Origin of the sequence: Nonomuraea sp. NPDC004580 (assembly GCF_040609855.1) — a bacterium.
GTDB lineage: Bacteria > Actinomycetota > Actinomycetes > Streptosporangiales > Streptosporangiaceae > Nonomuraea > Nonomuraea salmonea.
Genome location: NZ_JBEXLH010000001.1, coordinates 263,291 through 290,083 on the forward strand (window position 1 = coordinate 263,291; position 26,793 = coordinate 290,083).

The window sequence follows — 26,793 nt, forward strand, 5'->3', positions numbered from 1 at the left end:
GTACATCAACCGCCACGTCCTGTGGCCATTCCCGCACCGGGTGGCGTCCGGCTGTGTCGGGGCAACGGAAACCAGCCCGCGGCGCCATCGTGGCCCGCCCTGGACGGGCGCGCGGCCCACGTCTCGGCCCGCTGGACGAACGCGGCCGCGTGGTCGGGCCAGTGGTGGTGCAGGCGGGCCTCCACGTGCCCGAGCGCGCCCAGCTTCAGCCGCAGCGCCGGGTCCTCCTTGAGGTCCAGGACGGCGTTCAGCACCGCGTCCACGTCCAGCGGCACCACCAGCCCGCAGCCGGCCGCCTCGACCGTCGCTGCGCCCTGCGGGGTGGTGATCACCGGCAGGCCGCGGCCCATGTAGTCGAGGATCTTGGTGGGCGGCGTGGTCACCGTGGCGTGGGCCAGCGACAGGCCCGCCAGCGCGCCCTCTGCCATGCGCAGGGCGTGGCGGAGCGGGACGTGGCCGTACCAGTCGAGCAGGCCCACCCGTTGCGCGTCGCGCAGCAGCGGGCGGACGCCGGGCGCGGCGGCGCCGATCAGGTCGAGCCTGATGCCGTGCGGCACCAGCCGCCCGGCCAGGCCGATCAGCTCCATCACGCCGCGCTCGGCCGACAGCCGGCCGAGGTGCACGACCCTCGTATCGCCCGGCGCCGGCGGGGCGGGGGAGACCAGGGTCGCCTCGGGCACCTCGGCGGCGGTGATCACCTCGTGGCGCCGCCGCGCGCGGGCCAGCCGCCTGGGGGAGACCTGCTCGCGTACGTCCCAGACGACGTGAGGACGCCGGTGGGGCAGCGTCCGCAGCAGCCGGTACTCGTGCACGATCAGCAGGTCCGCGCCCCGCAGGCCGCGTCTGAGCGCGGCCCGCGCGCGGCCCGGCGAGGCGAGGTGCGCCACGTCCACCGCGGTCAGCTCCGCGGCGGGCGTCACGTTGAAATGGGTGAACGGCGCCACGTAGGTCACCTCGTGGCCCGCGTCGAGCAGCGCCCGGATCTGCCGGTGCATGATCCGGGCGTCCTCGGGGTGATGGACGGTCGTGGCGACACATGCGCGCATGGGTCGATGCTCCGCGCTCACCCGGTCAACGGCGTTAATGCGGGGGGAACGATCGCTTAACTTCGTGAGGGGCGGCGATAGAGCCAGGTCAGGCGGGGTTCGAGCACCCACTTGAAGAGCGTGCGGGTCTCGGCCAGGCACAGGATGATGGCCAGCGCGAAACAGCTCGACGCGATCGCGAGCACGCCCAGCGGCCCGTACAGCCACGGCACCGACAGCCAGCCCATCTCCTTGGCGATCAGCACCGGGATGCCGTGCAGCAGGTAGCAGTAGAGCGTGCGGGTGCCGAGGTCGGTGTACCAGGTCTCCTTCCTGGGCACCAGCGCCAGCACCGCGAAGCACATCGCGAGCGCGCAGATCAGCAGGCCCGTACGCACGCCGAGGCCCATCCACCAGGACAGGTGCAGGTCCTGGTAGCTGTTCTTGTAGTAGAACGGGCCGAGCGGCGACTTGGGCGCGATGTAGATGGCCACCGCCGCCGCGCCCAGCACGGTGAACACCGAGAGGATCTTGATCCAGCGGCGGTTGAGCATCTCGAAGTGCTCGGGCTGCATCACGAGGCCGATCACGAAGAACGGCAGCAGGCCGAAGAAGCGGTCCATGCTGAAGTCGCCCGAGATCTGGGAGAACCCGGCGAACAGGTAGATCGCTATCGCCACCGGCACGGGGTATCTCATCCGCTTCCACACCGGTGTGGACAGCCGCCAGAACAGCAGCGCCAGCAGATACCAGTTGAGCCACGCCGGGTCGATGATCGTCAGGCTCCACTTCTGGCCCAGCGCGAAGCGGAGCGCGGCGTAGCCGACCTCGACGATGACGTACGGGATGAGGAACGTGTCGACCAGTTTGTTGGTCTTGGCGTTGGAGTTCCAGAAGTTTCTGGACAGGTAGCCGCTGATCAGCACGAACAGCGGCATGTGGAACGTGTAGATGAAGATGTAGGCCGCCCGCGCCGAGTCGGCGGCCAGCGTCGGCACCAGCGAGTGGCCGATCGGCACCAGCGCGATCAGGACGAACTTGACGTTGTCGAGGAACGGGTCGCGCTTGCGCTTCGGCTTGTCGGGCTGCTGCTGCGGCTCCGGCCGCTCCTGGCCGCCCGCGTCCGGCGTCGCCGCCTGCCGCTGCCCGGCGCCCGCTGCCACCGGAACGGCGCCCTGCTCGGCACGTCGGCCTGCGGTTCGCCCCGCAGGCCGTCCGGCCGGCTGCCCCTCGGGCGGTCCGGAGGGCACGGCACGTCCCGGCTCAGGGCCGCCCGCCACCAGGACCCCGTCAGGTCCCGTGACCGGCTCCTTGGCCCGCCGCCCTCGCGGCGCCACGGGCTCGTCGCCCGCCACGGCCCGAGCCCGCCTGCCCTCACGGGCGGCGTCGCGGCCTTGCGCACGCGGTTCGCCGATCTCGGGGGCGGCGGCGCGGGCCTGACCGGCCTCAGGGCCGCGGCCACCGGCCTGCCCGGCCTCTGAAACACGATTACGGGGCTGTCCGGCCTCCGGAGCACGACCGCGGGCCTGTCCGGCCTCGGAGCCGCGGCCGCGGGCCGGGCCGGCTTCCGGTGCGTGACCCCGGGGCTGGCCGGCCTCGGGGGCCCTGCCGCGGTGCTGTCCGCCCTCGGGGGCGTGGCCCCGGTGCAGTCCTGCCTCCGCGCCACGGCCGTTGGCGAGCGGTGAGCCCGGGTCGGCGCGCCGGTCGGCGGCGAGCGGCCGGGCCGGCTCGGAGCCGTGGCCGTTTGAGTAGGGGTGGCCGGCGTCGGCGCCTCTGCGGCCGCGCGAGCGTCCGGCCTCGGGGCTCGTGCCGCGAGACCGGGGGGCGGGAGCGTCCGGGGTGATGGCCGGCTGGGGCTGCGTCAGCTCGCCTGGCGCCACCCCGTGCGGGTCGGTGGACTCGCTCCAGAAGGTCTCTTCCGGCAGCGGCCAGCGGGATCCCGTGTTGGCAGGCCCCTCCTCTTCGGGACGCCGCGGGGTCGTGGCCGGTCGGGAGGAACTGGTGTCAGACACAGAAGGAAGTCGCTCAGCTTCGCTCGGGGCCGGGGAACACGACGGCAGCGCGGTGATGGACTGTTGCGGGCCCGTTCAGCGCTGCGTCGCCGACCGCCACAGACTATCCCGCCTTCCGACTCCTGTCTCTCGTAGCGAGCCAGAACGGCTCGTTACACAGGGAACTTGGAGCCTCAGGTGCACACGTTCTTCTGCTCGGACGCGGTGATGGTGCTGTTGTTGACGCTGTCGGGCAGCTTGGTCACCTTGACCGAGTCGAAGTCCTCGCCGACCACGAGCTGGATCACCGGCGTGCCCTTCGCGGGCGCCCCGGCACCGGTCGTGGTGGCCACGGCCCCGGTGTACGGCTGCGCGCCGACCGCCTTCACCTTCCCGGACGCGGCCTGCGGCTTCGGCAGGACGGACCCGCCCAGAGTAAGGGCGTGGTCGGCGGCGGTCTCGGCGGTCTTGGAGTAGTGGATCTCGCTCTTGGCCAGGCTCACGCCGCCCGGGGCCTCGTAGTTGCCCAGCCCCACGACCGTGAAGCCCTGCTTGGCCAGCTCGTCGGCCACCTCGCGGGCCTTCCCGACGGTCTTGGTGCCGTTGAGCACCTGGACGCGCACCTGCTCAGGCTTGATCTTGGCCTTGGGCTTGGCCGGCGTGTCGGCGCCCGCCTCGGCGGTCTTGGTCACCTCGGTGTCGGTCTTGATCGAGGTGAACAGCTCGTCGGCGTCGGGCTGCTTCCAGACCACCCGGTTGGTGTCCTCGGGGTCGGGGACCCAGGGCACGGTGGTGAACTTGACGCCGTTGGCGGTCATCTCCTTCGCGCTCAGCGCGATCTGGATGAGCTGCTCGGTGTCGTTGGCCAGCTCGGGGTCCATGGTGACCGAGCCGGCCGCCGCGGCGATGAAGTCGCGCAGCCGGCCAACGTCGGTCAGCAGCTCGCTGCTGGTGGCCTTGGCGACGACCTTGCTGAGGAAGATCTGCTGGCGTCTGATGCGCTGGATGTCGCTGCCGTCGCCGTATTTGCGCAGGCGTACGTAGCCGAGCGCCTTCTCGCCGTTGAGCAGGCTCTTGCCGGGCGGCAGCACCAGCTTGGACGCCTTGTCGTTGACGCCCGACTTGAGGCAGATCTCGATGCCGCCGAGCGCGTCGACGATGTTCTTGAACCCGCTGAAGTCCACCTCGACGAAGTGGTTGACGCGGATGCCGGTGAGGGTCTCGATGGTGGAGATCGTGCAGGCGATGCCGCCCGAGTTGTACGCCGAGTTGATCATGTCGCGGCGCGGCGGCATCTCCTGCTTGGTGGCCTCGTTCTTGCACTTGGGGATCTGCACCATGGAGTCGCGCGGGAAGCTGATCAGCCGCGCCTTGTCGCGGTCGGGCGACAGGTGCAGCAGGATGATCGTGTCGGTGCGCTTGCCGCCCGCGTCGGCCTCGCGGGCCAGCTGCTGGCCGTATCTCGCGTTGCCGGCGCCCGCCCGCGTGTCGGAGCCGACGAGCAGCACGTTGAGCGCGCCCGTGTCGGGCGGGCGCGGGTTGATGATGTCTTCCTTGACGCTCTTCTCGTTGATGTTGCCGAAGGCGTCGCGATAGGCGGTGTACGCCGTCAGCGCACCCGCCACCATGACCGTGGTGACGCCGATGCTCACGTACGCCAGCACGCGCATCTTGGTCTGACCGTCGCCGGAGCCGCCCGAGCGGTGGCCGCGCGGGGGACGGTCGTCGGGCGGCGGAGGCGGCGGGGCGGCGGCGGCCGCTCTGCGGGCCATCCTGCTGCCCGGCTGGGTGGAGGCCGATCGGCGGTCGTGCACGGAATCGACTACCGGCACGCTCCTGTAGTCAGTCATACGCCCCCCGACCTCACTCCTTGCGCCGCCGGCATGGTCGCTCCGCGCCACGAGACTAGGTCACGTACGGCGTGCCACGGGTCATGAACGTGGGGAACGGCCGTGACCCGGGCGTGATGTTTCCGCCGCACAGCATACTCAGAGCCGGACATTGGGTGGAATGTCATCGCCAAACTCTTTCTCCGCGACCAGGGCGTCCCCGCTCGTCACGTCCCCGGCCGCGTCGTTCTCGTTCGCGTCCTTGTTCGCGTCCTTGTTCGCGTCGTCTCCGCTCCGCGGGCCCGATGGCGAGGGCCGCCGCCAGACAGGCCACCGGCACGGCCGGCAGGACGTACCGGTAGTCGAATTCGGCGGCCGCGGCCGGCGTGATCAGCAGCACGACGGCCACCGACCAGGGCGCCAGCCAGGGCGGAGGCGTCGTCAGGCGGTTGCCCAGGCGGTCGCCCGCGCGTCTGCGGGCGATCGCCGCCACCGGTGGCACGAGCAGGACTGCCAGCAGCAGCGTGCCGGGCAGGCGCGCCACGCTCTGGTAGGCCCGCAGCCAGCCGGCATATGGCTCGACGATCTCCGTGCCGATCGCACCCTGCTCGTAGAGCTTGGCATACTCGGCGCCGACCTGCGCGGGATAGCGGCCAGGTGGCCCGGGGCGCTCGTGGGGGAACTGGTAGTAGCCGTAGATCTCGGCGTCCGGATAGACCGGGCGGTCCCAGCGGAAGGTGCGGGCCAGCTCAGACAGCACCGACCCGGCGTAGTCGAGCGGCTGCTTGGTGATCGCCAGCATCGCGAACCTGGCCGCCAGGTCGTCGGTCTCCTTCGTGAACGTGATGCCGGGCCGTCGCACCAGCGGGGAGTCCTGGGCCCAGATGTACTCCTGCGAGGGCGGCCGCTGGCCGGGCGGGCGCGGGTCGCACAGTTCCCGCAGGTCGGGCGGCGGGTCCATCTCGGCGCAGTCGGCGAAGGACATCGTGCGGGCGTACAGGAAGACGCCGTTCGCGCCGATCAGGCCCACCCGCTGGTACGTGGCGTAGAACCAGGCCCCGTACGCGAGGAGCGGCACCAGCGCGACCGCCACCAGCACGCCGGCCAGTCTGATCCGCCCGCGCAGCACGAACCAGGCCGCCAGCAGGACGATCAGCGGCTGCCCGACGGTCCTGGTCAGCGTGGCCGCCGCCAGCAGCAGGCCGATGCCCGCCACCGTCGCAGGGCGGGCCGTCGTGGCAAGCACGACCGCCGTCGCCACGAGGAACATGAAGAGCGTGTCCGAGACGAGCAGGTGCTCCAGCTCGATCTGGTACGCGTCCAGCAGCACCGGCACCGCCGCCAGCGTCGCCGCCCACCTGGGGGCTCTGCGCGCCGCCCGGTAGATCAGCACCCCGGTCGCCAGGCCCAGCAGGTGCTGCGCCACCGTCACCGCGCCGAACGCGTGCAGCGGCTCCAGCAGCTTGAGGAACATCGAGTAGCCGGCCGGACGCACCAGGTCGGGGCGGGGCCTGAAGACGGTGACGATGTAGGTGTAGGAGTCGGGGAACCACAGGGCCGGCCGGTACCCCAGCATGGCGAGCAGCCGCAGCACGGCCCCGAGCCCCAGCACGGCGAGGAACCACCGATGCCGCCGCACCCGCTCCCGCACCCCGGCCCCCCTCCGCCGCCTTCCTGCCCGCTTCTCCGGGGGCTCCGCGCGCTGACCCGGCTCGGTGGGCGGCCCCTGTTCCTCCGCGCGCGGACGCGGGCTCGCGGGTTGCGCGGGCTTGTCTGGGGGTGTGGGGTTCGCGGGCCTTTCGGCGTGCGGGTCCGCCATCAACCGCTGGTCCTTCCCATCTCCGGCACGTCGCGTACGCTACCGGCGTTCGCGCGCTTCCCGTGCCTCCGGGCCGTCTGGCGGCTCCCGTGGCCGCGAGGGGTGTGCGGGGTTGGATACGCTCGGTCTCCGATGGAACACGATCATCGTCCCGGCCGGTGGCTCGCCGCGCTGTCGGTGCTCCCCGCGCTGGCCGTGGCGGGCTGGTTGCTGGCCGGGCTGCCGCTGTTGCTGCTCGGCCGGTTCACGCCGGTGCTCGTCACCGTGCTCGGGGTCCCCATGGCGGTGCTGCTGTGCTGGGCGGGGACCCGCGGTCTGGGGGCCGGAGCGCCGCGGGCGGCTTGGTGGCAGCTCGGTGGGGTCGCCGGGGTGGCGGTGGCGTCCGGGGTGTTCAACGTGCTCCTGCACAGCGAGCAGCTCGCCGTCAGGCGTGACCCGGCCACCTACGCCCAGTACGCCGCCTGGATCGCCGCCCACGGCTCGCTGCCGATCCCGGCGCGGGCCGAGGCGTTCGGCGGCCCCGACGCGGGGCTGGAGTTCGACAGCGTCGGGTTCTACGCGGTGGACGGCGGGCTGTTGCCGCAGTTCATGCCGGGGCCGCCGATGCTGTTCGCGATCGGTGACTGGCTGGGGGCGCCGTTCGTGGTGCCGGCCGTGCTGGGCGCGCTGGCGGTGCTCACGCTGGGCGGCGTGGTGGCGCGGCTGGCCGGGGCGCGGTGGGCGGTGCCGGCGGCGACGGCGTTCGCGGTCTGCATGCCGGTCCTCTACACCTCGCGGACCACGTTCAGCGAGATCCCGTCGGTGATCCTGCTGTTCGGCGGGCTGGCCCTGGCGTACGACGCGCTGGCGCGAGCCCGTGACGGCGGGCCGAGCCGGGGGACGGCGGGGCTGGCCGGGCTGGCCGGGCTGGTGTTCGGGCTGGCGGTGCTGGTCAGGATCGACGGGCTGCGCGACGTGCTGCCGGTGCTGGCGTTCGCCGGGCTGCTGATCGCGCTGCGCCGGCTGGGCAGGCCCGTCGGGCGGCTGGGGCCGCCGCTGCTCGCGGGACTGGTCGTCGGGGCCGGCGTCGGGCTGGCGGCGGCGTATCTGCTGGCCAGGCCGTACCTCGACTATCTGAGCGGTTCCGTGCGGCCGCTGCTGCTCATCTGCGCCGCCGTCCTCGTGCTCACCCTCGCGGGCACGGCCGCCGCCCCCGCCCTGGCCCGGATGAGCCTGCCGGCCTGGCTGCCGAGGACGGGCGCGGTGCTGACCGTGCTGCTGATGATCGCCCTGTACGCCCGCCCGTGGTACCAGACCGTGACCAGGGACCCGGCGAATCCGGAGGACTGGCGCACGTACGAGATGATCCGGCAGATCCAGCGCGCCAACGGCCTGCCGGAGGACGGCACCCGCCTCTACTTCGAGAACTCCCTGCACTGGCTCACCTGGTACGTCGGCCCGGCGACGCTCGCGCTGGCCACGATCGCCGCCGCCCTCCTGGTGCGCAGGCTGCTGCGCGACGGCTCGTCGTTCGCCTGGCTGCTGCCGCTCGCGGTGGTCGGCTGGACGACGGTCACGACGCTGCTGCGCCCTGAGATCACCCCCGACCATCCGTGGGCCGCCCGCCGCCTGGTGCCGGTGGTGATCCCCGGGGTGATCCTGCTGGCCGCGTACGGGCTGGCCCGGCTGCGCCGGCTCATGGACCGGCACGGCCCGCTGGTGCTGAAGTGGGGCACGGTGATGGCGGTGCTGCTGGTGCTGGCGCCGCCGGTGGTGACGTCGATCGGCACCGCGTTCACGCCGGTGGAGCGGGGCGAGGCGGCGGCGGTCGAGGAGATGTGCGCGCGGCTGCCCGACCGGGCGTCGGTGCTGTTCGTGGAGCGGGTGACCGGCGACCGGTTCGTCCAGGTCGTACGGGGAATGTGCGGAAAACCGGCCGCCAAGGTCAAGCGTGCGGGCACCGACGTCGCGCCGGAGCGCGAGGTGCGCCGCCAGATCGAGCGGGTGCGCGCGGCCGGCCGGGTGCCGGTGCTGCTGGGCGCCGAGGAGTCGCAGGTCGCGCCGTACGGGCGGGCCACGCAGGTGATGCGGCTGGTCACCCGGCAGGACGAGCGCTCGCTCATTGAGGCCCCCGATGCCACGTGGTCACTGCGGATCAACGTGTGGATGACCGTCGCTTGACCGGGATGGGTCACACTGGAAGGAACAGCCCTGGAATCGGGGGCACCCGCTGGAGTGATGTGCACTCGCCTTCCGGCGGGGCAGAGTAACCTCGACCCCCGTGAGCACGCCTGAGACCCCCAAGAGTGGAACCGCCGTGGAAGAAGCGCCGTACGTCACGATCGTCCTGCCCTGTTACAACGAGCAGGACCACGTCATCGACGAGGTGGAGCGCATCACCAAGGCGATGGACTCGAGCGGCTACACCTACGAGCTCGTCGCCATCGACGACTGCTCCACCGACGACACGCTGGCCAGGCTCAAGGAGGCCGCGCCCGACTATCCCCACCTGCGCATCCGCGCCTTTCACCGCAACGGCGGCTCCGGCACCGTGCGGCGCATCGGCACGCAGGAGGCCAGGGGCGAGATCGTGGTGTGGACCGACGCCGACATGTCCTACGCCAACGAGCGCATCCCCGAGCTGGTGCAGATCCTGGAGAAGGATCCCTCGGTCGACCAGGTGGTCGGCGCCCGCACCAGCGAGGAGGGCTCGCACAAGCTGCTGCGCGTGCCGGCCAAGTGGGTGATCCGCAAGGTGGCCGAGATGCTGGCGGGCCAGAAGATCCCCGACCTCAACTCAGGGCTGCGTGCCTTCCGCAAGTCGGTGGCGCGGCCCTACCTGCGGCTGCTGCCTCCCGGGTTCTCGTGCGTCACGACGATCACGCTGTCGTTCCTGATGAACCAGCACGACATCTACTACCTGCCGACCGACTACGCGAAGCGGGCCGGCAAGTCGAAGTTCAGCTTCGTCTCCGACGCCTACCGCTACATCCTGCAGGTGCTGCGGATGATCATGTACTTCAACCCGCTCAAGGTGCTCATGCCGCCGGCGCTGTGGCTGGTGGGCATCGGGTTCGTCAAGGGCGTCTGGGACATGATCGAGCACCCGTTCTACTTCCCCGCCAACACCGTCATGATCTTCCTGTCGGGCATGCTCATCGGCTCGGTCGCGCTGCTCGCCGACCTGATCGTGCGCTCGCGGGGAGAGTGACCGGTGCGCATCGCGATCGTCGGGCCGACGTATCCGTACAAGGGGGGCGGGGCCCAGCACACCACGGAGCTGGCGCACCGGCTGGCGGCGCTCGGCCACGACGTGGTGATCGAGTCGTGGCGCGCCCAATATCCGTCGTTCCTCTATCCGGGACAGCAGACGATCTCCGCGCCTGAGGGCACCCCCTACGACAGAACCGTGCGGCGGCTCGACTGGCGGCGGCCCGACGGCTGGGTGGCCGCGGGGCGGCGGCTGCGTTCGGCCGACCTGGTCGTGCTCGCCGTGCTCAGCCCGGTGCAGGTGCCCGCGTACCTCGGCATCCTGTACGGACTCAAGCGCCGCACCAAGGCGATCGCCCTGTGCCACAACGTGCTGCCGCACGAGCGCAAGCCCTACGACGAGCCGCTGATGAAGGCGCTGCTCAAGCGGGTCGACGGCGTGCTGGCCCACTCCGAGCAGCAGGCGGAGCTGGCTCGCGGGCTCACCTCCAAGCCGGTCAGCGTGGCCGGGCTGCCGCCCCACCTGCCATCGACGACGGCGGAACGCTCGGCCGAGGTGCACCGCAGGCTGCTGTTCTTCGGCATCGTGCGGCCGTACAAGGGGCTCGACCTGCTGCTGCGGGCGCTGCCCGAGGGCGTTTCGCTGACCGTGGCCGGTGAGTTCTGGGGCGGGCTCGACGAGACCAGGGCGCTGATCGCCGAGCTGGGCATCGGCGACCGGGTCGAGCTGCGGCCGGGCTACGTCGCCGCAGGCGAAGTGCCGAAGCTGTTCGCCGCCGCCGACGCGCTCGTGCTGCCCTACCGCAGCGCCACGGCCAGCCAGAACGTCTGGCTCGGCCACGAGCACGGCGTGCCGGTGATCGCGACCAGGGTGGGCGCGCTGGCCGAGCACGTCACCGACGGCGTGGACGGCCTGCTGGTCGAGCCGGACGACGTGGGGGCCCTGCGCGAGGCGATCGAGCGATTCTACGCCTCGGGCGAGCCAGAGAGGTTGCGGTCGGGGGTCAAGGCGGTCGATCCCGAGCCGTTCTGGTCGGCGTACGCGGGCACGCTGCTGGCCGCCTGACGGCCGAGCAGCACGAACAGCCCCGCGAGGGCCGCGTCGGCCAGCGTGAACGCCACCCGCGACACGATCGCCACCGCGAGCGCCGCCGGCGTGCCGATGACCGGGCCGAGCACGAGCACCAGGGCGCCCTCCCTGACGCCGACGCCGGCCGGCACCACGACGGTCAGGATGCCGGTGGCCCAGGCGAACGCGTAGGCGCCGGTCGCGATCACGTAGAGGTCGGCCCCCTGGATGGCGCTGCCGGCGACCAGCCAGATGTGCAGGCCGTAGACGAGCCAGCCGAGCGCCGTCCAGCCCACCGCCACCAGCACCGTACGGCCGGGCAGCACGCTCTCCAGCGGCTCCCTGCGCGCGATGCGCAGGGCCAGGTTGAGCCCCCAGGTCAGCACCTTGGGATGCAGGCAGATGATGATCACCGGCACCAGCAGCACGAGGTACCACGCCTGCCGTACCGCCTCCAGCGTGCCCAGCGTGGCCGCGGCGATCGAGATCGCCACCCCGAGATTGATCACCAGCCCCAGCGAGATCGTCGCGAACGTGCGCCGCGGCGGGCTGCCGTGGTCGCGGCCGAGGTCCATCATCGCCGCGTACGCCCACACCGCACCCGGGATGTACTTCCCGAGCTGCCCCACGAACATGATCCGCCCGGCCACCCGCACCGGCACCCGCGTGCCCAGACCCGCGAGGATCTCCCGCCAGGCCACCAGCATGAAGAACTGGCCGAGCAGCACCGAGCCGAACGCCCCGAGCACCGCCCAGGGCGACATGCGCGCGAGCGCGCCGGTGGTCTCTTCCCAGTGGGCGGCCAGCCCGTAGCCCAGGAAACCGAGCGCGACCAGGGCGAGGAGGAGGCGCAGCAGGCGGCGGAGCATTGGCTCAGGTTACGCGCGGTACGCCTGGTAAAGCCAGACGACGGCGGCCACCAGCGCCGGCGCCGCCGGCACCGCCGGGACGATCCTCACCACGCCGCCGGATGGCCACCGTACCAAGGCGGTTCGACGTCGGATGGGCGCAGAGGTCGGTACGGTTGGGAGTCGTGGTGAAAGAACGGGTCGCGCAGCTCGAATACTCGGAGTTCCAGTCCGCCATGCTCGACGAGGAGAAGCGGCGGCGGAAGGCAGCGAAGATCATCGCCGTCCTCGAGCACTTCCACGGGCCGCTCGACGGGCTCACGGTGGGCGACGTCGGCTGCTCGGCCGGCTTCATCGCCGACGAGCTGGCGCAGGCCGGTGCCCGCCACACGCTGGGCATCGACATCGACGTGCCGGGGTTGCGCAAGGCGGCCGACCGGTTCGGCGAGCGGGTGGCGTTCGTCTGCGGCGACGGCACGGCGCTGCCGTTCCCCGACGGCTCGATCGACGTGCTGGTCTTCAACCACATCTACGAGCACGTCGTCGACCCCGACGCGGTGGTGGCCGAGATGCACCGGGTGCTGTCCGACGACGGCGTGCTCTACCTGGGGCTCGGCAACCGGCTCGGTATCATGGAGCCCCACTACAAGCTGCCGTTCCTGTCCTACCTGCCGCCGGCGCTCGCCGACCGCTACGTCCGCGCGTCCGGCCGGGCCGACCACTACTACGAGCGGTTCAGGACGCGGCGCGGGCTGCGCAAGATGCTGCGGGCCTTCCACATCTGGGACTACACGTTCCCCGTGCTCGCCACGCCGACCAAGTTCGCGGGCGGCGAGCTGTTCCCGGGAGTGCTCGGCAAGGTGGTCAGGGCCGTCCTGTCGCGTACGCCGCGCGGGGTGCTCAAGCTGCTGCTGCCGGTCGTGCCGACGTACCTGTGGGTGGCGACCAAGAGGGCCCGCCGCCCGGTGGGCGCGCACCTGCCGCAGCCGCCGGAGCGGGTGCGGCCGCTGTGACCACCGACGAGGCCGCTTCCGAGGCCGTTCCCCGGCGCTCACCGGCTCGCCGGTTGGTGAGATACGGCTTCCTGGCCGTCGCGCTCGGCTTCGGCGCGTGGGCGGTGATCAGGGAGTGGGACGCCGTGGTGGCCGGGTTCGCCAGGCTGTCGGTCCCCGCGCTCGCGGGCTCGCTGGTCGCGGTGATAGCGGCGCTGCTCGGAGCCATGCTGACCTGGCGTACGTTGCTGGCCGACCTCGGCTCGCCGCTGCCCCTGCGCCCGGCCGCGAAGGTGTTCTTCGTCGGCCAGCTCGGCAAATACATCCCCGGCACGGTCTGGCCGATGCTCGCCCAGATGGAGATGGGCCGCGACCTCGGCGTGCCGCGCTCGCGCAGCGCGGCGGCGTTCTTCCTGATGATGCCCGTCCAGCTCGCCACCGGCCTGCTGGTCACGCTCGTCACGCTCGGCTGGGACCGCTACGGCTGGCTGCTGCTGTTCATCCCGCTGCTGCTCGTGCTGCTGGAGCCCAGGGTCGTCAACGCGGTGATCGGCTTCGTCCTGCGCAAGCTGAAGCGCGAGCCGCTCGAACGGCCGCTGACCAGGCGCGGCATGCTGACCGCGCTCGCCTGGGCGCTGGCCGGCTGGGTGGCCTACGGCGTGCACCTCTCCTTCGTCGTCCCCCAGGGCGGCCTGGTCTTCGCCATCGGCGCGTTCGCGCTGTCGTGGTGCCTCGGCATCATGACCTTCGTGATCCCCGCGGGCGCCGGTGTCAGGGAGCTGGCCATGGTCGCGGTGCTGGCCCCGCAGCTCGATCGGGGCTCCGCGATCGCGGTCGCCCTGGCCTCCCGGATCGTGATCATCGCCGGTGACCTGATCTGCGCCGGAACCGCCGGAATCGCGGCTCGTCGCGACTCGGTGTGATTTGGCCCACGATTTAGGGGAGGCTGGTCATAAGCTGAAATTTCAAGAGGGGGACGCCCGTCCCACGTTGATCTTGAGGGGAGAAGATCTTCGTATGCCTCGTGTGCTCGTCGATGCGGCGGCGGTCCCCGCGGACCGCGGCGCGCTGATCAGATACGTGGACGGGCTCGTGGCCGCGCTCGACCGCGCCGGCGCCGAGCTGTCCGTCGTCTGCCAGCGTTCCGAAGCCGAACGCTACCGGCGCCTCGCGCCGTCCGCCCAGATCATCTCCGGCCCCGTCGCCATCACCAACAGGGCCGCCAGGCTCGCGTGGGAGCAGAGCGGCCTGCCGCTGCTGGCCCGCAAGGCGGGCGCCGACGTCATCCACGCCCCCTACTACTCCATCCCGCTCGGCTCCGGCGTGCCGACCGTGGTGACCGTGCACGACGCGACCTGGTTCACCGAGCCCGACCAGCACAGCCCGCGCGCGTCCTTCTTCCGCTCGGCCACCCGCACCGCCGTCCGGCACGCCCGGCGCATCATCGTGCCGTCCAAGGCGACCAGGGACGAGCTGGTCCGCGTGCTGGCCGCCGACCCCACCCGCATCGACGTCGCCTACCACGGCGTCGACCTGGCGCAGTTCCATCCGCCGACCGAGGAGGAGGTCCAGCGGGCGGCCACGAGGTGCGGGCTGCACGGCCAGCCGTACGTGGCGTTCCTCGGCGCGCTCGACCCCCGCAAGAACGTCCCGAACCTCATCCGCGGCTTCGCCGCCGCCGTCAAGCGGCTGGACCGGCCGCCCGCGCTGGTCATCGGCGGCGGTGTGCACGAGGACGACGTGGACGCCGCCTGCCGGGAGGTCGAGGCCACGGTCAGGGTGATCAGGCCCGGCTACCTCAGCGCGCCCGACCTGCCGGGCTTCCTCGGCGGCGCGCTCGTCGTGGCCTTCCCCTCGCGCGGCGAGGGGTTCGGGCTGCCGGTGCTGGAGGCCATGGCCTGCGGCGCGCCGGTGCTGACGACTCACCGTTCGTCGCTGCCCGAGGTCGGCGGCGACGCCGTCGCCTACACCGAGCCCGACGCCGACAGCATCGCCACCGCGCTGGGCCAGCTGCTGGCCGCCCCCGAGCGCAGGCGGCAACTGCGGGAGGCCGGGCTCGCCAGGGCCCGCGAATTCACCTGGGACGCCTCGGCCGAGGCGCATCTCAGCTCCTATCAACGCGCGATCGAATAGTTCGGTAACCTCACGGAGTGATGGAGAGCTCTTTGCCAGACCTCGAGGCGATCCTCCTGGTCGGGGGGCAGGGCACGCGCCTGCGTCCGCTGACACTGGGCACGCCGAAGCCGCTGCTGCCGACCGCCGGGGTGCCGTTCCTGGCCCACCAGCTGGCGCGGGCGCGATCGTTCGGCGTGCGCCGGATCGTGTTCGCGACCTCCTACAAGGCATCCATGTTCGAGCCGGCCTTCGGTGACGGGTCGGGGTTCGGGCTCACGCTCGAGTACATGACGGAGGAGACGCCGCTCGGCACCGGCGGCGCGATCCGCAACGCCGCGGAGGCGCTCACGTCGGGGCCCGACGACCCGGTGCTCATCCTCAACGGCGACATCCTGTCCGGCCACGACATCGGCGAGCAGGTGCGTCTCCATCGCGCGCGCGAGGCCGCTGTAACGCTCCATCTGACGGAAGTGGACGACCCGAGCCGGTTCGGCTGCGTGCCGACCGACGACGAGGGCCGCGTGACGGCCTTCCTGGAGAAGACGCCCAATCCCGTCACCAACCGCATCAACGCCGGCTGCTACGTCTTCACCCGCTCGGTGATCGACTCGATCCCGCGCGACGAGGTCGTGTCGGTCGAGCGCCAGACGTTCCCCGGGCTCATCGAGTCGGGGCGGCTCGTGCTGGGCTACGCCACCCGCACCTACTGGCTCGACGTCGGCACGCCGGCCGCCTTCGTGCAGGGCTCGCGCGACCTCGTGCTGGGCCGGCTGGCCTCGCCCGCGCTGCCCGGCCCGACCGGCGAATACCTGGCGCTCGACGGCGCGCGGGTCTCGTCCGAGGCGAAGGTGCTGGGCGGCACGGCCGTCGGCGCCGGCGCGGTGATCGAGGCGGGCGCCACGGTGGCCGGCTCGGTGCTGAGCGACGGCTGCGTGGTCGAGGCGGGCGCCTCCGTCACCGACTCCGTGCTCGGCCAGGGCGCGCGCGTCTGCGCCGGCACGGTGGTGCGCGACGCGGTCATCGGCGACGGCGCGATCGTGGGGCCCGGCAACGAGCTGCAGCACGGCGTACGCATCTGGCCGGGCGTCGAACTGCCCGAGCGGGCGCTGCGCTATTCCAGCGACGTCTGAGCACCCGGCAGACTGGACGCGTGAAAGAGCGCAGGTGGGTGCCCGGCGGGCCGCTCGACGTCGAGCTGGCCCTGCAGCCGCACCGCAGGGGCGGCGGCGACCCCACCTGGCGCAAGGGCCATGACGGCTCGGTGTGGCGCACGTCCAGGACTCCCGACGGGCCCTGCACGCTCCGGGTGAGCGTCGCGGCCGGCGCCGTGCTCGGGCAGGCGTGGGGGCCGGGCGCCGGCTGGGCGCTGGAGACGCTGCCCGCGCTGCTCGGCGCGGACGACGACCTGTCCGGGTTCAGTGTCCGGCACGAGGTGCTGGCCGAGGCCGTACGCAAGCATCCCGGGGTGCGCATCGGGCGGACCGGCCGCGTCATGGAGGCGCTGGTGCCCGCCGTGCTGGAGCAGAAGGTCGTCGGCAGGGAGGCGTGGCGGGCCTGGCGCTGGCTGCTGACGCGTTATGGCGAGCCCGCGCCTGGTCCCGCGCCCGAGGGCATGCGGGTGGTGCCCGAGCCCGTGGTGTGGCGGCAGATCCCGAGCTGGCACTGGCACCGGGCGGGCGCGGAGGCCGTCCGCGCGCGGACCATCGCCACCGCGGCCTGGCACGCGGACAAGCTGGAGTCGGCGGCCACCACGCAGGAGCTCGACCGGCTGCTGCGGGCGCTGCCCGGCGTCGGGGTGTGGACGTCGGCGGAGGTGCGGCAGCGGGCGTTCGGCGACCCCGACGCGGTCAGCGTGGGCGACTTCCACCTGGCCAAGCTGGTCGGCTACGCCCTGACGGGGGAGAAGACCGACGACAGAGGGATGCTGCGGCTGCTGGAGCCGTACGCGGGGCATCGGCACCGGGCGACCGTGCTGGTCTGGCTCACCGGGCTGCGCCCGCCGGCCAGGGGGCCGCGCATGCCGGTGCGCGACTACCGGTCGTTCTGAGCCGACCCTGGGTGCGTACGGCGAACTCAGGCCGACGTACTGTGCACCTTATGAGTTCTGACTCCGCGCTCCGCCGCGCCCTCGCCCGCGCCAGGGACGGCAAGACGCTCGACGTCACCGAGGCGACCGTCCTGCTGCACGCCCGTGACGGCCACCTCGACACGCTCCTCGACCACGCCTCCCGGGTGCGCGACGCCGGGCTGCGGGCCGTCGGCCGCGAGGGGATCATCACCTACAGCAAGAAGGTTTTCATCCCGTTGACCCGGCTGTGCCGGGACCGTTGTGGTTACTGCACGTTCGCGACCGCGCCCCACAAGCTGCCCGCGCCGTTCCTCAGCCCTGACGAGGTGCTGGAGATCGCCAGGCAGGGGGCGGCGATGGGGTGCAAGGAGGCGCTGTTCACGCTGGGCGACCGGCCGGAGGACCGCTGGCACCAGGCGAGGGAGTGGCTCGACGCCCATGGCTATGACGACACGTTGTCCTACGTCCGGGCCATGGCGATCAGGGTGCTGGAGGAGACCGGTTTGCTGCCGCACCTCAACCCCGGGGTGCTGAGCTGGCGTGACCTGCAGCGGCTGAAGCCGGTGGCGCCGTCGATGGGCATGATGCTGGAGACCACGTCGCGCCGGCTCCATGAGGAGAAGGGACAGCCGCACTACGGCTCGCCCGACAAGGACCCGGCCGTGCGGCTGCGGGTGCTGGAGGACGCCGGGCGCTCCAACGTGCCGTTCACCACGGGCATCCTCATCGGCATCGGCGAGACCGTCGAGGACCGCGCCGAGTCGATCTTCGCGATCAGGAAGGTGGCCAGGGAGTACGGCGGTGTCCAGGAGGTCATCGTGCAGAACTTCCGGGCCAAGCCCGACACCGCGATGCGCGGCCTGCCGGACGCCGACCTGCAGGAGCTGGCCGCCACGATCGCGGTCGCCAGGCTCGTGCTCGGCCCCCGCGTCCGCCTCCAGGCGCCGCCCAACCTGGTGGACGCCGAGTACGAGCTGATGATCAGGGCCGGCATCGACGACTGGGGCGGCGTGTCCCCGCTCACCCCCGACCACGTCAACCCGGAGCGGCCGTGGCCGCAGATCGACGAGCTGGCGGCACGCACGCGCGATGCCGGGTTCGCGCTCAGGGAACGCCTGACCATCTACCCCGAGTACGTCCGCGCCGGCGAGCCCTGGCTCGACCCCCGCCTGTTCGCCCACGTCGCCGCGCTCGCCGACCCCGAGACCGGGCTGGCCCGCGAGGACGCCGTGCTCGAAGGCCGCCCGTGGCAGGAGCCCGACGGCGGGTTCGCCGCGTCCGGCCGGGTGGACCTGCACGTCGAGGTGGACACGACCGGCCGCACCCACGACCGCCGCGACGACTTCGACCACGTCTACGGCGACTGGGACGCCCTGCGCGAGCGGCTCGGCACGGCCGCCGCCGCCACGCCGAGCGACGTGCGGCAGGCTCTGCGGCGTGCCGAGTCAGACCCGGCCGGGCTGACGGACGCCGAGGCCGTGGCTCTGCTCGGCGCCGACGGTGAGGCGCTGGACGAGCTGGCCGCCATCGCCGACGGGCTGCGCCGCGAGGCGGTGGGCGACGACGTCACCTACGTCGTCAACCGCAACATCAACTTCACCAACGTCTGCTACACCGGCTGCCGCTTCTGCGCCTTCGCCCAGCGCAGGACCGACGCCGACGCCTACACCCTCAGCCTCGACCAGGTGGCGGACCGGGCCGAGGAGGCGTGGGCGGCCGGGGCGACCGAGGTGTGCATGCAGGGCGGCATCCACCCCGACCTGCCCGGCACCGCGTACTTCGACATCGCGCGGGCGGTCAAGGAGCGCACGCCGGACATGCACGTGCACGCGTTCTCCCCGATGGAGGTCATCAACGGCGCAAGCCGGACGAACCTGTCCATCCGCGACTGGCTGGAGGCCGCCAAGGACGCCGGCGTGGACTCGCTGCCCGGCACCGCGGCCGAGATCCTCGACGACGACGTGCGCTGGGTGCTCACCAAGGGCAAGCTGCCGGCCAAGGAGTGGATCGAGGTCATCACCACCGCCCACCGGGTGGGCATCCCCACCACCTCGACCATGATGTACGGCCACGTGGACAACCACCTGCACTGGGTCAGGCACATCAAGCTCATCCGCAGGCTGCAGGAGGAGACGGGCGGCTTCTCGGAGTTCGTGCTGCTGCCGTTCGTGCACACCAGCGCGCCCATCTACCTCGCGGGCGTGGCCAGGCCGGGGCCCACCGCGCAGGAGAACAGGGCCGTGCACGCGCTGGCCAGGATCCTGCTGCACGGCGCCATCGCCAACATCCAGTGCTCCTGGGTCAAGCTCCAGGACGACCTGTGCCGCCAGGTGCTCCAGGGCGGGGTCAACGACCTCGGCGGCACGCTCATGGAGGAGACGATCAGCCGGATGGCCGGGTCGGAGAACGGGTCGTACAAGACGATCAGCGAGCTGCGCGCGATGGTCGAGGTGAGCGGCCGCCCGGTGAGGCAGCGCACCACCGAGTACGGCGTCCCGAGCGCGGAGCGGCTGGCGGCCTCTGCGGCCAGCGACGGCGTCTGCCAGAGCGTCAGAAGGGTCCTGCCACTGGCCTAGTTGTAACATGTTCTAACAACGTCTTGCGTGCGCCAGGTGAGGCGCTGGGAGAATCGTCACTCCCCCGGGAGAGAGGTTCACCGTGCGGTTGGGTCGGCACCACGCCGCGCTGTCCCCCGAGCAGCGCCGCAGGAAAGCGCTCAGGCGCGGCATGCTGGCGGGGCTGACGGCCGTGGCGATCGTCGCGGCCGGTCTCGTCGTCGTCTTCGGCGGCGGCGGCCTGCTGTGCCGCACGCGAGAGCCTGTTCTGGTCGACGTCGCGGCCGCCGTGGACGTCGCGCCCGCCGTCATGGAGGCGGCAGACGCGTTCAACGCCACCAGGACGGCCGCGGGCGGCCGGTGCGTGCTCGTCCAGGTGACCGAGCAACCACCGGCCACCGTCCTGCGCACGCTCATCGGCGACCGGGCCGGCGTGCTGCGCGAGCGGCCCGACGGCTGGATCGCCGACTCGTCGGCCTGGATCCGGCTGGCCCGCCGGCAGGGCGCGAGCGCGCTGCCGGCCGAGGAGAGCGTGGTGGCCACCTCGCCGCTGGTGTTCGCCACGCGGTCGTCGCTGGCCAGGCGCTTCTCGGTGGGCGGCACGCAGATGAACTGGCGGATGGTCTTCCCCTCGACCGTACGCGGGCGGCTGGCGCCCACCGCCGACGAGCCCGACGTCGTCCGCGTGCCCGACCCCTCGCTGGCCGGCGCCGGCATCGCGACCGTGGCCGCCGCGCGGGACGTCGTCGGCTCGGGGCCCGACGCCGACAAGGCGCTGACCGCGTTCGTCCGGTGGGCGCAGGCCGGCTCCGCGCCCGACTACCGCAGCATGCTGGCCGCCGTGGACGACCGCACGTTCTGGCGGCGGCCGGTCGTGATCGTGCCTGAGCAGTCGGTCTTCCAGCACGGCCGGCGGCCGTCGGCCGACCCGGTGGTGGCGCTGCACCCGCGCGAGGGCACGATCAACCTCGACTACCCGTACGTCGTGACCGCCGGCGACCCGGCCGTGGCCGAGGCGTCCAGCGCGTTCGCGGCGTGGCTGCGCGGCCCGCAGGCGCAGGAGATCGTCAGGCGGGCCGGGTTCAGGTCGGGCGACGGCCGCCAGGGCCCGATCTCGCCGGGCCCGCAGCTCCCCACCGCCGCCCCGCTCACCAGGACGTCGGTCTCACCCGACGACATCGACGAGGCCCTGCGCGCCTGGAGCCGCCTGGCCCCCGCGACGAACATCCTCGTGCTGGCCGACACCTCCAAGCACATGGCCGAGCGGCTGAACGGCCGCCCCCGGCTGGACGTCGCCCTCGACGCCGCCAAGATCGGCCTGCGGCTCTTCCCCGACTCCACGCACATGGGCCTGTGGGAGTTCGCCGGCGGCATCGGCGGCATCAAGGGCTACCGGCAGCTCGTCGGCCTCGGCCCGATCAGCGAGCCGGAGCGCGGCCAGGTCGTCCGCAAGGGCCGCCTCGACGAGCTGACCAGCACGATCACCGCGCATCCGCGCCGCGACAGCTCCCTGTACGACGCGGTGCTCAGCGGCTTCCGCAGGGTGACGAGCGACTACCGGGAGGAGATGAACAACGCGCTCCTGGTCATCACCGCGGGCAAGGACGACGGCAAGGGCGTCAAGCTGCCCGACCTCGTACGGCGGCTGCGCGACGAGTGGGACCCCGACCGGCCCGTCCAGATCATCGTCATCGCCTTCGGCGAGGGCGTGGACCGCGACGGGCTGGCGCAGATCGCCGCCGCCACCAACGGCTCGCTGCACGAGGCGCAGGAACCCGGCGAGATCATCGACGTGTTCCTCGCCGCGCTGGCCCGCCGCCTGTGCCACCCCACCTGCAAGCCGACGACCTGACCGTCAGCGCACGACGATGAAGTCGGCCGGGTCGCGAGGCGCGCGGTCGCGCGGCGGCGCGGCGGCGTGACCGACGGCCACGCAGCCCATCGGGTCCCACGACTCGGGCAGGTCGAGCACCTCGCGCACCACCGGCCGGCAGAACATCGTGGACGACACCCACGCCGAGCCCAGCCCCTCGACGGCGAGCTGGATGAGGAAGTTCTCCACCCCCGCGCCCGTCGCCACCACGAACATCTCCCGCTCCGAGGCGTTGCGCCGGTCGTCGCGGTAGGTGTGGGAGCCCTCCATGACCAGGCAGGGCACGACCAGATAAGGGGCGTTGCGCAGCACGTCGCCGCGCCTGACCCGCTTGGCGATCGACTCCTCGGAGAAGCCGTCGCCGCGCAGGTCGGCGATCCACGCCTCGCGCATGGCGTCGAGCAGCTTCGTCCTGGTCTCGGGCGACTCCAGCAGCACGAACCGCCACGGGGTCGTGTGGTGCGGCGCGGGCGCCGCGATGCCCGCCGCGACCGCCCTGCGCACCGCCGCCGGATCGACGGGCTCGCCGGAGAACTCCCTGATCGTCCGGCGGGCGAACACCACGTCACGCGAGCCGTGACGGAACAGGTCCTCGTCGGCCGGGCGCACCAGCGGACGGACGCCTGGCCCGTCGTCGTCGGTCACCAGATGGGCGAGCCCGCGCACGATCGCCACGGGGACGCCGTCGAGCTTGCCCTTGACCAGCTCGGCCGCGCTCGCGATCTCGTCGGCCAGCGCGGTGACCGTGGCGCTCAGCTGGTTGCCGTAGGAGTCGGCGCGCCCGCGGTAGTCGTCGAGCGGCCGCAGCCCGGCCACCCCGATGGCCACGTCGGTCAGCCCGTTGCGCCACGGCCGCCCGAACGTGTCGGAGACGATCACGCCCGCGCGCCGGCCGAGGCCCGCCCTGATGCGCCTGGCCGAGGCGTCGGGGTCGGCGGGCAGCAGCAGCACCGTGCCGGGCTCGGTGTTGGAGGCGTCGACCCCGGCAGCGGCCATCACGAAACCGTGGCGGGTCTGGGTGATGACGGTGTCGCCGCGCCGCGCGACCACCCGCGCGGTCTCCTCCGCGATCGCCGCCGTGCGGTCGGGCGCGTGGCGTACGCGGCCCTCCGCCTTGCTCACGATCTTTGACGTGACCACCACGATGTCGCCGTCGCGCACGTCCGCGCCGGCGAGCAGCGCCGCCACGTCGTCGCCCGGCCGCACCTCGCCGATGCCGGTCACCGCGATCACTTCGAGGTGCTGGGGAGTGGTGGTCATCGGCTGAGCTCCTGGGCGAGGTCGAGTGCGGTACGGGCGATGCCGGCCGCGGCGTCGGCGTCGTGCATGAGGATCGGCCGGGCGACCACCTCGACGCCGTCGAGCGCGACCCCGGCGTCCTCCTCGGCCACCAGCCAGCCGTCGATCAGCTCGGGGCCGTACAGCTCGAGCACGGCCTGCGCGGTCGTCTCGACGCCGATGGCGGTCAGGCAGGCGTCGGCCATGCCGCGCACCGGCGCGCCGCCGATGATCGGCGAGACGCCGACGACGGTCTTGGGCAGCAGCGCCGCACGGATGCCTGGAACCTGGAGGATCGTGCCGATGCTCACCACCGGGTTGGACGGCGGCAGCACCACCACGTCGGCCTGCTCGATCGCCTCGAGCACGCCCGGCGCGGGCTTGGCGGTGTCGGCGCCGACCAGCGCGAACGACTGCGCGGGCACCGAGGCGCGCAGGCGTACCCACCACTCCTGGAAGTGGATCGCGCGCCTGCCGTGCTCGTCCTCGATCACGACGTGGGTCTCGCAGCGGTCGTCGGTCATCGGCAGCAGCCGCACGCCCGGCTGCCAGCGCGCGCAGAGCGCCTCGGTGATCTGGGAGAGCGGGTAGCCGGCCTCCAGCATCTGCGAGCGCACGATGTGGGTGGCGAAGTCGCGGTCGCCGAGCCCGAACCACTGCGGCTCGACGCCGTACGCGGCCAGCTCCTCCTTGACGACGTGGGACTCCTTCGCCCTGCCCCAGCCCTGCTCCTCGTCGATGCCGCCGCCGAGGGTGTACATGACGGTGTCGAGGTCGGGGCAGACGCGCAGGCCGAACAGGGTGATGTCGTCGCCCGTGTTGCCGATGACGGTGATGGAGGCGTCGGGGGCGGCGGCGCGCAGGCCGCGCAGGAACCGGGCGCCGCCGATGCCGCCGGCGAGGGACACGATGTGCATGCGGACCAGTCTTCCACCGGCCCGCGGCGAGCCCGTCGCGGGATCTGTTTTACGGAAGCGGTCCGCCTTATATGTCGAGGTATTAGCCGATTTGATAGGCAAGTGCTTTCTGTGACTCCCGGCGGCTGAGTCGTTGATGTGGCAAACTCCCTTCGGACCAATGGGTCTGATGGGGGTACTTGTGAGCAAACTTGACGTAGCCCGGCTGAAGGAGCCGGCCGCTTGGATCATGCTCGTCACCGGGTTGATCAGGGTGTTGCTGGCGATCGGCCACCTTCTGGTCGGGTCGTCGGCCTTGTCGTCGTTCACGGAACGCGCGGCCACCAACCTGTCGAGCCTGACCAACCCGGTGGTGACGGCGCTGCTGCTCGGGTCCGTGCTCCTGGTGACCAAGGTGGGCGAGCCGTCGCCCAAGGCCAAGACCATCGCCTACGGCGCGGCGGCCGGTCTCGGCCTGGCCGCGCTGTTCGGCCTCGTGGCGTTCTTCGCCGGACTGGCCGCGGGGCTCGGCGGGCGCGGCGTGATCGAGTTCGTGCTGACCGGGCTGACCTCCCTCGCCCTGACCGCCATCGCCCTGGTCTACCTCCTTCCGCAGGTGCTGCCCGAGCGGCCGGCGGCGCAGGTGTACCACGGCCAGTTCGGGCCGCAGCCCGGCTTCTTCGACCAGCAGCCGCCGTACGGGCAGCCCGGCCGGCCTCAGGCGGGGCCCGGCCAGCCCGGTTTCCAGCAGCCCGGCTACAACCAGCAGGCCCCCGGCGGGCCCGGCTACGGCCAGCAGGACCCCGCGTACGGCCAGCAGCCGCCCTCCGCACCCGGTTACGGCCAGCAGCCGATGAGCGGCCAGCAACCGGCCCCCGGTCAGCCCGCTCAGCCCGGTCAGCCCGCCCAGAGCCACCAGCCCGCTCAGCCCGCCCAGCAGCCCGTTCCCGGCCCGCACCCCGGCTACGGCCAGGAGCCCCCGCCGGGCGCCGGCTACGGCCAGCAGGATCCCGCGTACGGCCAGCAGCCGCCCTCCGCGCCCGGCTATGGCCAGCAACCCCCTTCCACCCCCGGCTACGCTCAGCAGCCGATGAGCGGCCAGCAGCCCGCCCAGAGCCAGGAGCAGCCCCCCGCTCCCGCCTACGGCCGGCAGCCGCCCTCCGCGCCCGGCTACAGCCCGCAGCCGCCGAGCTTCGGCGGCCAGCCGGAGCCGCCGGCGGCCCCGCACATCAGGGGCGCCCTGCCGGCCGCGCCGTCGGACCAGCAGCAGCCCGAGCCGTTCGCCCCCCAGAGCTTCGAGCAGCAGCCCGAACCGCAGCCCTTCGCCCCTCAGAGCTCCTACGCCCCCGCGGACACGGCGCCCGCGGCCCCGCCGGCCGGTGAGTACACCCCTGCCCCTTACGTCCCGGCCGACAGCCAGCCGAACGTCTACGGCCAGGCCGGCCAGAACCCGTACGCCCCCCAGGGGGACCAGAGCCCGTACGCTCCGCAGCCCGAGCAGAGCCCGTACGCGCCTCCGGCGAACGACCAGGCGTATCCCACGGGCGACACCGCGCCCAACGTCTCGTACCAGGGGCAGAGCGCCTTCGACCAGCAGCAGGGCGGGCAGCCGTTCACCGGCTACTCGGGCCACGAGTTCGCCCAGCCCGCCTACCAGGAGCCTGACCCGCCCGTGGACCCGCGCTCCCAGCAGCTCATGGACGCCTACCAGCAGGCGGACACGTACCAGTCGAACGCCGGCGCCCCGCAGCCCCGCCCGTACGACGACCCGTTCGGCCACCCCCAGGGTGCCGGGTACGAGCCGCAGCAGGGCCAGTACCAGCCCACCCACCAGGCTCCCGCGGCCCAGCAGGGCCAGTGGGAGGCCGCACCCGCGGACTCCACCATGCGGCTGGACCAGTTCCAGCAGGGCGCGTTCGGCGATCAGCGCGGGCCGGGGGACGACCCCATCGACCCGACCGCCATATACACCCCCAACGAGCCACGCAGGTAACGGACCGGCAATGAACGACTAGAGAGAAGGCGGGCCACGGGCGGGCGTCTTTCCCGCCCTGGTACGGTTCCGACCGCTGAGAGTGTTGCACGAGCCAGGACGACGCCATGCGCACGGTGTCAGTCCGGCTTCGAACATGACATGCCGAGCACACCGGGGCGAGATCTGGTCTTTCCCCGGATACCTGCATGCCGCTTGACGCCGCGTACAGCACACGCGTGTAATTACAACCATGTTGTTACGCCTTCCCGTGGGTGGGTAATAAGGAAGGCGTCCATGGGGGGCTCCATTGCGGGCGGGCGGCAGGGAGGTGTGCAGTGACCGATCCGGTCATCGCACAGGAACAGCTTGACGCTGAAGAACTCGGCTGGCAGGAACGCGCCTTGTGCGCGCAGACGGATCCGGAGGCGTTCTTCCCGGAGAAGGGCGGCTCCACCCGAGAGGCCAAGAAGGTCTGCCGATCGTGCGAGGTCCGTGCCGAGTGCCTGGAATACGCACTCGAGCACGATGAGCGCTTCGGCATCTGGGGTGGGCTGTCCGAGCGGGAGCGCAGACGGATCAAGCGCCAAGCCGTATAGGACGACAAGGGGGGAAGGGGTCACGCGGAACGCCGTGTGACCCTTTTCGCATCTCTTGATCGGCTTGTCACTGTATGGTGGGCGCGCCTGATCACCCCCCCCAGGAGCCTCAGCGATGTCACGTCCCTACGTCACCGCGATCGTCGTCGCCCCCACGGGCGCCCGCCGCCTCCTGACCGCAGGGGGCGCCGCCGGAAAGGTGCGGGTGGTCGGGGCCAAGGGCGAGGCGGAGTCGCCGTACGAGCTGGAGATCCCGGCGAACAGAACCCGAGACGTCCGCGTGAAGGCGAAGGGCGACTTCGCCGTGGTGCTCACCCCGATCGCAGGCGAGGTCGGGCGGAGGGGTCGCCTTGGTGGGAGCAGCTGACGTGCAGTTTCGGGTGGTACGGGACGACGCCGCAGGCCCAGTAGCCGGCGGCCGTGTAGTCGGCGCGGGGGATGTTGCGGGTGCTGTAGGTGGGAGGGGTGGTCAGGGGGTCGGCGTCACCCGGCCACACGCCCCAGCCCTCGCCCCACCACGCGACCCGCCACAGCTTCTCGTGGGGGTCGAAGAGCGGCCCGGGAGGGAAGTCCTCCGGCGGGGGCTTGCGCCACCGGCGGCGGAGGCTGGGCTTGAAGTAAAACTGCTGGTCGCCGCGCCTGGCTCGCCTCCGCAAGTGACGGAACATGCACCCA

At 72.3% G+C, this 26,793-nt stretch carries 21 protein-coding genes; 13 read left to right on the top strand and 8 right to left on the bottom strand.

Translation table 11 applies throughout. The features are described from left to right. Positions 1-5 precede the first annotated feature (5 nt). The 4 genes from ABZW11_RS01225 to ABZW11_RS01240 form a co-directional block, all read right to left on the bottom strand. Positions 6-1,046, bottom strand: coding sequence for a glycosyltransferase (locus ABZW11_RS01225; RefSeq protein ID WP_355411324.1), 1,041 nt, complete (start codon positions 1,044-1,046; stop codon positions 6-8). A gap of 56 nt (positions 1,047-1,102) precedes the next feature. Further along, positions 1,103-3,037, bottom strand: coding sequence for an acyltransferase family protein (locus ABZW11_RS01230; protein WP_355411326.1), 1,935 nt, complete (start codon positions 3,035-3,037; stop codon positions 1,103-1,105). A 173-nt stretch (positions 3,038-3,210) separates the two neighbouring features. Continuing rightward, positions 3,211-4,866, bottom strand: a complete 1,656-nt coding sequence (locus tag ABZW11_RS01235; RefSeq protein ID WP_355411328.1) for an LCP family protein — start codon at positions 4,864-4,866, stop codon at positions 3,211-3,213. A gap of 163 nt (positions 4,867-5,029) precedes the next feature. Further along, positions 5,030-6,496 carry a hypothetical protein gene (locus ABZW11_RS01240; protein ID WP_355411330.1) on the bottom strand — a complete coding sequence of 489 codons (1,467 nt, stop codon included), beginning with the start codon at positions 6,494-6,496 and terminating at the stop codon, positions 5,030-5,032. Between the two features lie 300 nt (positions 6,497-6,796). On the opposite strand from ABZW11_RS01240, the gene ABZW11_RS01245 reads away from it, so the two are divergent. The 3 genes from ABZW11_RS01245 to ABZW11_RS01255 all read left to right on the top strand — a co-directional run bounded on the left by ABZW11_RS01245 (position 6,797) and on the right by ABZW11_RS01255 (position 10,919). After that, on the top strand, positions 6,797-8,824 hold the full coding sequence (locus ABZW11_RS01245) for a hypothetical protein (protein ID WP_355411332.1): 2,028 nt from the start codon (positions 6,797-6,799) through the stop codon (positions 8,822-8,824). A 100-nt stretch (positions 8,825-8,924) separates the two neighbouring features. Then, entirely contained in the window at positions 8,925-9,854 is a 930-nt protein-coding gene (locus tag ABZW11_RS01250) for a glycosyltransferase family 2 protein (protein ID WP_355411334.1), read from the top strand. Positions 9,855-9,857: 3 nt separating this feature from the next. After that, positions 9,858-10,919 carry a glycosyltransferase family 4 protein gene (locus tag ABZW11_RS01255; RefSeq protein WP_355411336.1) on the top strand — a complete coding sequence of 354 codons (1,062 nt, stop codon included), beginning with the start codon at positions 9,858-9,860 and terminating at the stop codon, positions 10,917-10,919. Here ABZW11_RS01255 and ABZW11_RS01260 read toward each other — a convergent pair. Further along, entirely contained in the window at positions 10,820-11,791 is a 972-nt protein-coding gene (locus tag ABZW11_RS01260) for a lysylphosphatidylglycerol synthase transmembrane domain-containing protein (RefSeq protein ID WP_355411338.1), read from the bottom strand. The genes ABZW11_RS01255 and ABZW11_RS01260 overlap by 100 nt on opposite strands. A gap of 164 nt (positions 11,792-11,955) precedes the next feature. Between ABZW11_RS01260 and ABZW11_RS01265 the strand changes: the two genes are divergently transcribed. From ABZW11_RS01265 to ABZW11_RS01295, 7 genes are all read left to right on the top strand, one after another. Next, positions 11,956-12,783, top strand: a complete 828-nt coding sequence (locus ABZW11_RS01265; RefSeq protein WP_355411340.1) for a class I SAM-dependent methyltransferase — start codon at positions 11,956-11,958, stop codon at positions 12,781-12,783. Then, the gene (locus ABZW11_RS01270) at positions 12,780-13,685 is read left to right on the top strand and encodes a lysylphosphatidylglycerol synthase domain-containing protein (protein WP_355411342.1); all 906 of its coding nucleotides are present in this window, start codon (positions 12,780-12,782) and stop codon (positions 13,683-13,685) included. The genes ABZW11_RS01265 and ABZW11_RS01270 overlap by 4 nt, the downstream gene beginning before the upstream one ends. A 94-nt stretch (positions 13,686-13,779) precedes the next feature. Further along, positions 13,780-14,895, top strand: coding sequence for a glycosyltransferase family 1 protein (locus ABZW11_RS01275; protein WP_355411344.1), 1,116 nt, complete (start codon positions 13,780-13,782; stop codon positions 14,893-14,895). 20 nt (positions 14,896-14,915) lie between these two features. Next, positions 14,916-16,007, top strand: a complete 1,092-nt coding sequence (locus ABZW11_RS01280) for an NDP-sugar synthase (protein ID WP_355411346.1) — start codon at positions 14,916-14,918, stop codon at positions 16,005-16,007. Positions 16,008-16,027: 20 nt separating this feature from the next. Continuing rightward, positions 16,028-16,924 (top strand): DNA-3-methyladenine glycosylase 2 family protein, encoded by an 897-nt coding sequence (locus tag ABZW11_RS01285; RefSeq protein WP_355411348.1) that lies wholly within the window; start codon positions 16,028-16,030, stop codon positions 16,922-16,924. A gap of 50 nt (positions 16,925-16,974) precedes the next feature. Further along, positions 16,975-19,521: a bifunctional FO biosynthesis protein CofGH gene (locus ABZW11_RS01290; RefSeq protein ID WP_355411350.1), complete on the top strand. Its 2,547-nt coding sequence runs from the start codon at positions 16,975-16,977 to the stop codon at positions 19,519-19,521. A gap of 82 nt (positions 19,522-19,603) precedes the next feature. After that, the gene (locus ABZW11_RS01295) at positions 19,604-21,352 is read left to right on the top strand and encodes a substrate-binding and VWA domain-containing protein (RefSeq protein WP_355411352.1); all 1,749 of its coding nucleotides are present in this window, start codon (positions 19,604-19,606) and stop codon (positions 21,350-21,352) included. 3 nt (positions 21,353-21,355) lie between these two features. On the opposite strand, the gene ABZW11_RS01300 is transcribed toward ABZW11_RS01295, so the two are convergent. Both ABZW11_RS01300 and cofD read right to left on the bottom strand, forming a co-directional pair. Further along, complete coding sequence (locus ABZW11_RS01300) at positions 21,356-22,633, bottom strand: coenzyme F420-0:L-glutamate ligase (protein WP_355411354.1); 1,278 nt, start codon at positions 22,631-22,633, stop codon at positions 21,356-21,358. Further along, positions 22,630-23,568, bottom strand: a complete 939-nt coding sequence (cofD, locus tag ABZW11_RS01305) for a 2-phospho-L-lactate transferase (RefSeq protein WP_355411356.1) — start codon at positions 23,566-23,568, stop codon at positions 22,630-22,632. The genes ABZW11_RS01300 and cofD overlap by 4 nt, the downstream gene beginning before the upstream one ends. 181 nt (positions 23,569-23,749) lie before the next feature. On the opposite strand from cofD, the gene ABZW11_RS01310 reads away from it, so the two are divergent. From ABZW11_RS01310 to ABZW11_RS01320, 3 genes are all read left to right on the top strand, one after another. Next, complete coding sequence (locus ABZW11_RS01310; protein ID WP_355411358.1) at positions 23,750-25,540, top strand: hypothetical protein; 1,791 nt, start codon at positions 23,750-23,752, stop codon at positions 25,538-25,540. Between the two features lie 317 nt (positions 25,541-25,857). After that, on the top strand, positions 25,858-26,118 hold the full coding sequence (locus ABZW11_RS01315; RefSeq protein WP_176903063.1) for a WhiB family transcriptional regulator: 261 nt from the start codon (positions 25,858-25,860) through the stop codon (positions 26,116-26,118). 115 nt (positions 26,119-26,233) lie between these two features. Continuing rightward, positions 26,234-26,485: a hypothetical protein gene (locus ABZW11_RS01320; RefSeq protein WP_355411360.1), complete on the top strand. Its 252-nt coding sequence runs from the start codon at positions 26,234-26,236 to the stop codon at positions 26,483-26,485. Here the strand turns inward: ABZW11_RS01320 and ABZW11_RS01325 are convergent. After that, on the bottom strand, positions 26,430-26,786 hold the full coding sequence (locus tag ABZW11_RS01325) for a hypothetical protein (protein WP_355411362.1): 357 nt from the start codon (positions 26,784-26,786) through the stop codon (positions 26,430-26,432). The two genes, ABZW11_RS01320 and ABZW11_RS01325, sit on opposite strands and share 56 nt — an antisense overlap. Between the last annotated feature and the right edge of the window lie 7 nt (positions 26,787-26,793).

Bases quoted from the DNA above. Each gene is read 5' to 3' on its own strand.
- cofD (WP_355411356.1), bottom strand. From the start codon at position 23,568: ATGCACATCGTGTCCCTCGCCGGCGGCATCGGCGGCGCCCGGTTCCTG.
- ABZW11_RS01300 (WP_355411354.1), bottom strand. From the start codon at position 22,633: ATGACCACCACTCCCCAGCACCTCGAAGTGATCGCGGTGACCGGCATC.
- ABZW11_RS01260 (WP_355411338.1), bottom strand. From the start codon at position 11,791: ATGCTCCGCCGCCTGCTGCGCCTCCTCCTCGCCCTGGTCGCGCTCGGT.
- ABZW11_RS01275 (WP_355411344.1), top strand. From the start codon at position 13,780: ATGCCTCGTGTGCTCGTCGATGCGGCGGCGGTCCCCGCGGACCGCGGC.
- ABZW11_RS01325 (WP_355411362.1), bottom strand. From the start codon at position 26,786: ATGTTCCGTCACTTGCGGAGGCGAGCCAGGCGCGGCGACCAGCAGTTT.
- ABZW11_RS01320 (WP_355411360.1), top strand. From the start codon at position 26,234: ATGTCACGTCCCTACGTCACCGCGATCGTCGTCGCCCCCACGGGCGCC.
- ABZW11_RS01245 (WP_355411332.1), top strand. From the start codon at position 6,797: ATGGAACACGATCATCGTCCCGGCCGGTGGCTCGCCGCGCTGTCGGTG.
- ABZW11_RS01290 (WP_355411350.1), top strand. From the start codon at position 16,975: ATGAGTTCTGACTCCGCGCTCCGCCGCGCCCTCGCCCGCGCCAGGGAC.
- ABZW11_RS01225 (WP_355411324.1), bottom strand. From the start codon at position 1,046: ATGCGCGCATGTGTCGCCACGACCGTCCATCACCCCGAGGACGCCCGG.
- ABZW11_RS01280 (WP_355411346.1), top strand. From the start codon at position 14,916: ATGGAGAGCTCTTTGCCAGACCTCGAGGCGATCCTCCTGGTCGGGGGG.
- ABZW11_RS01235 (WP_355411328.1), bottom strand. From the start codon at position 4,866: ATGACTGACTACAGGAGCGTGCCGGTAGTCGATTCCGTGCACGACCGC.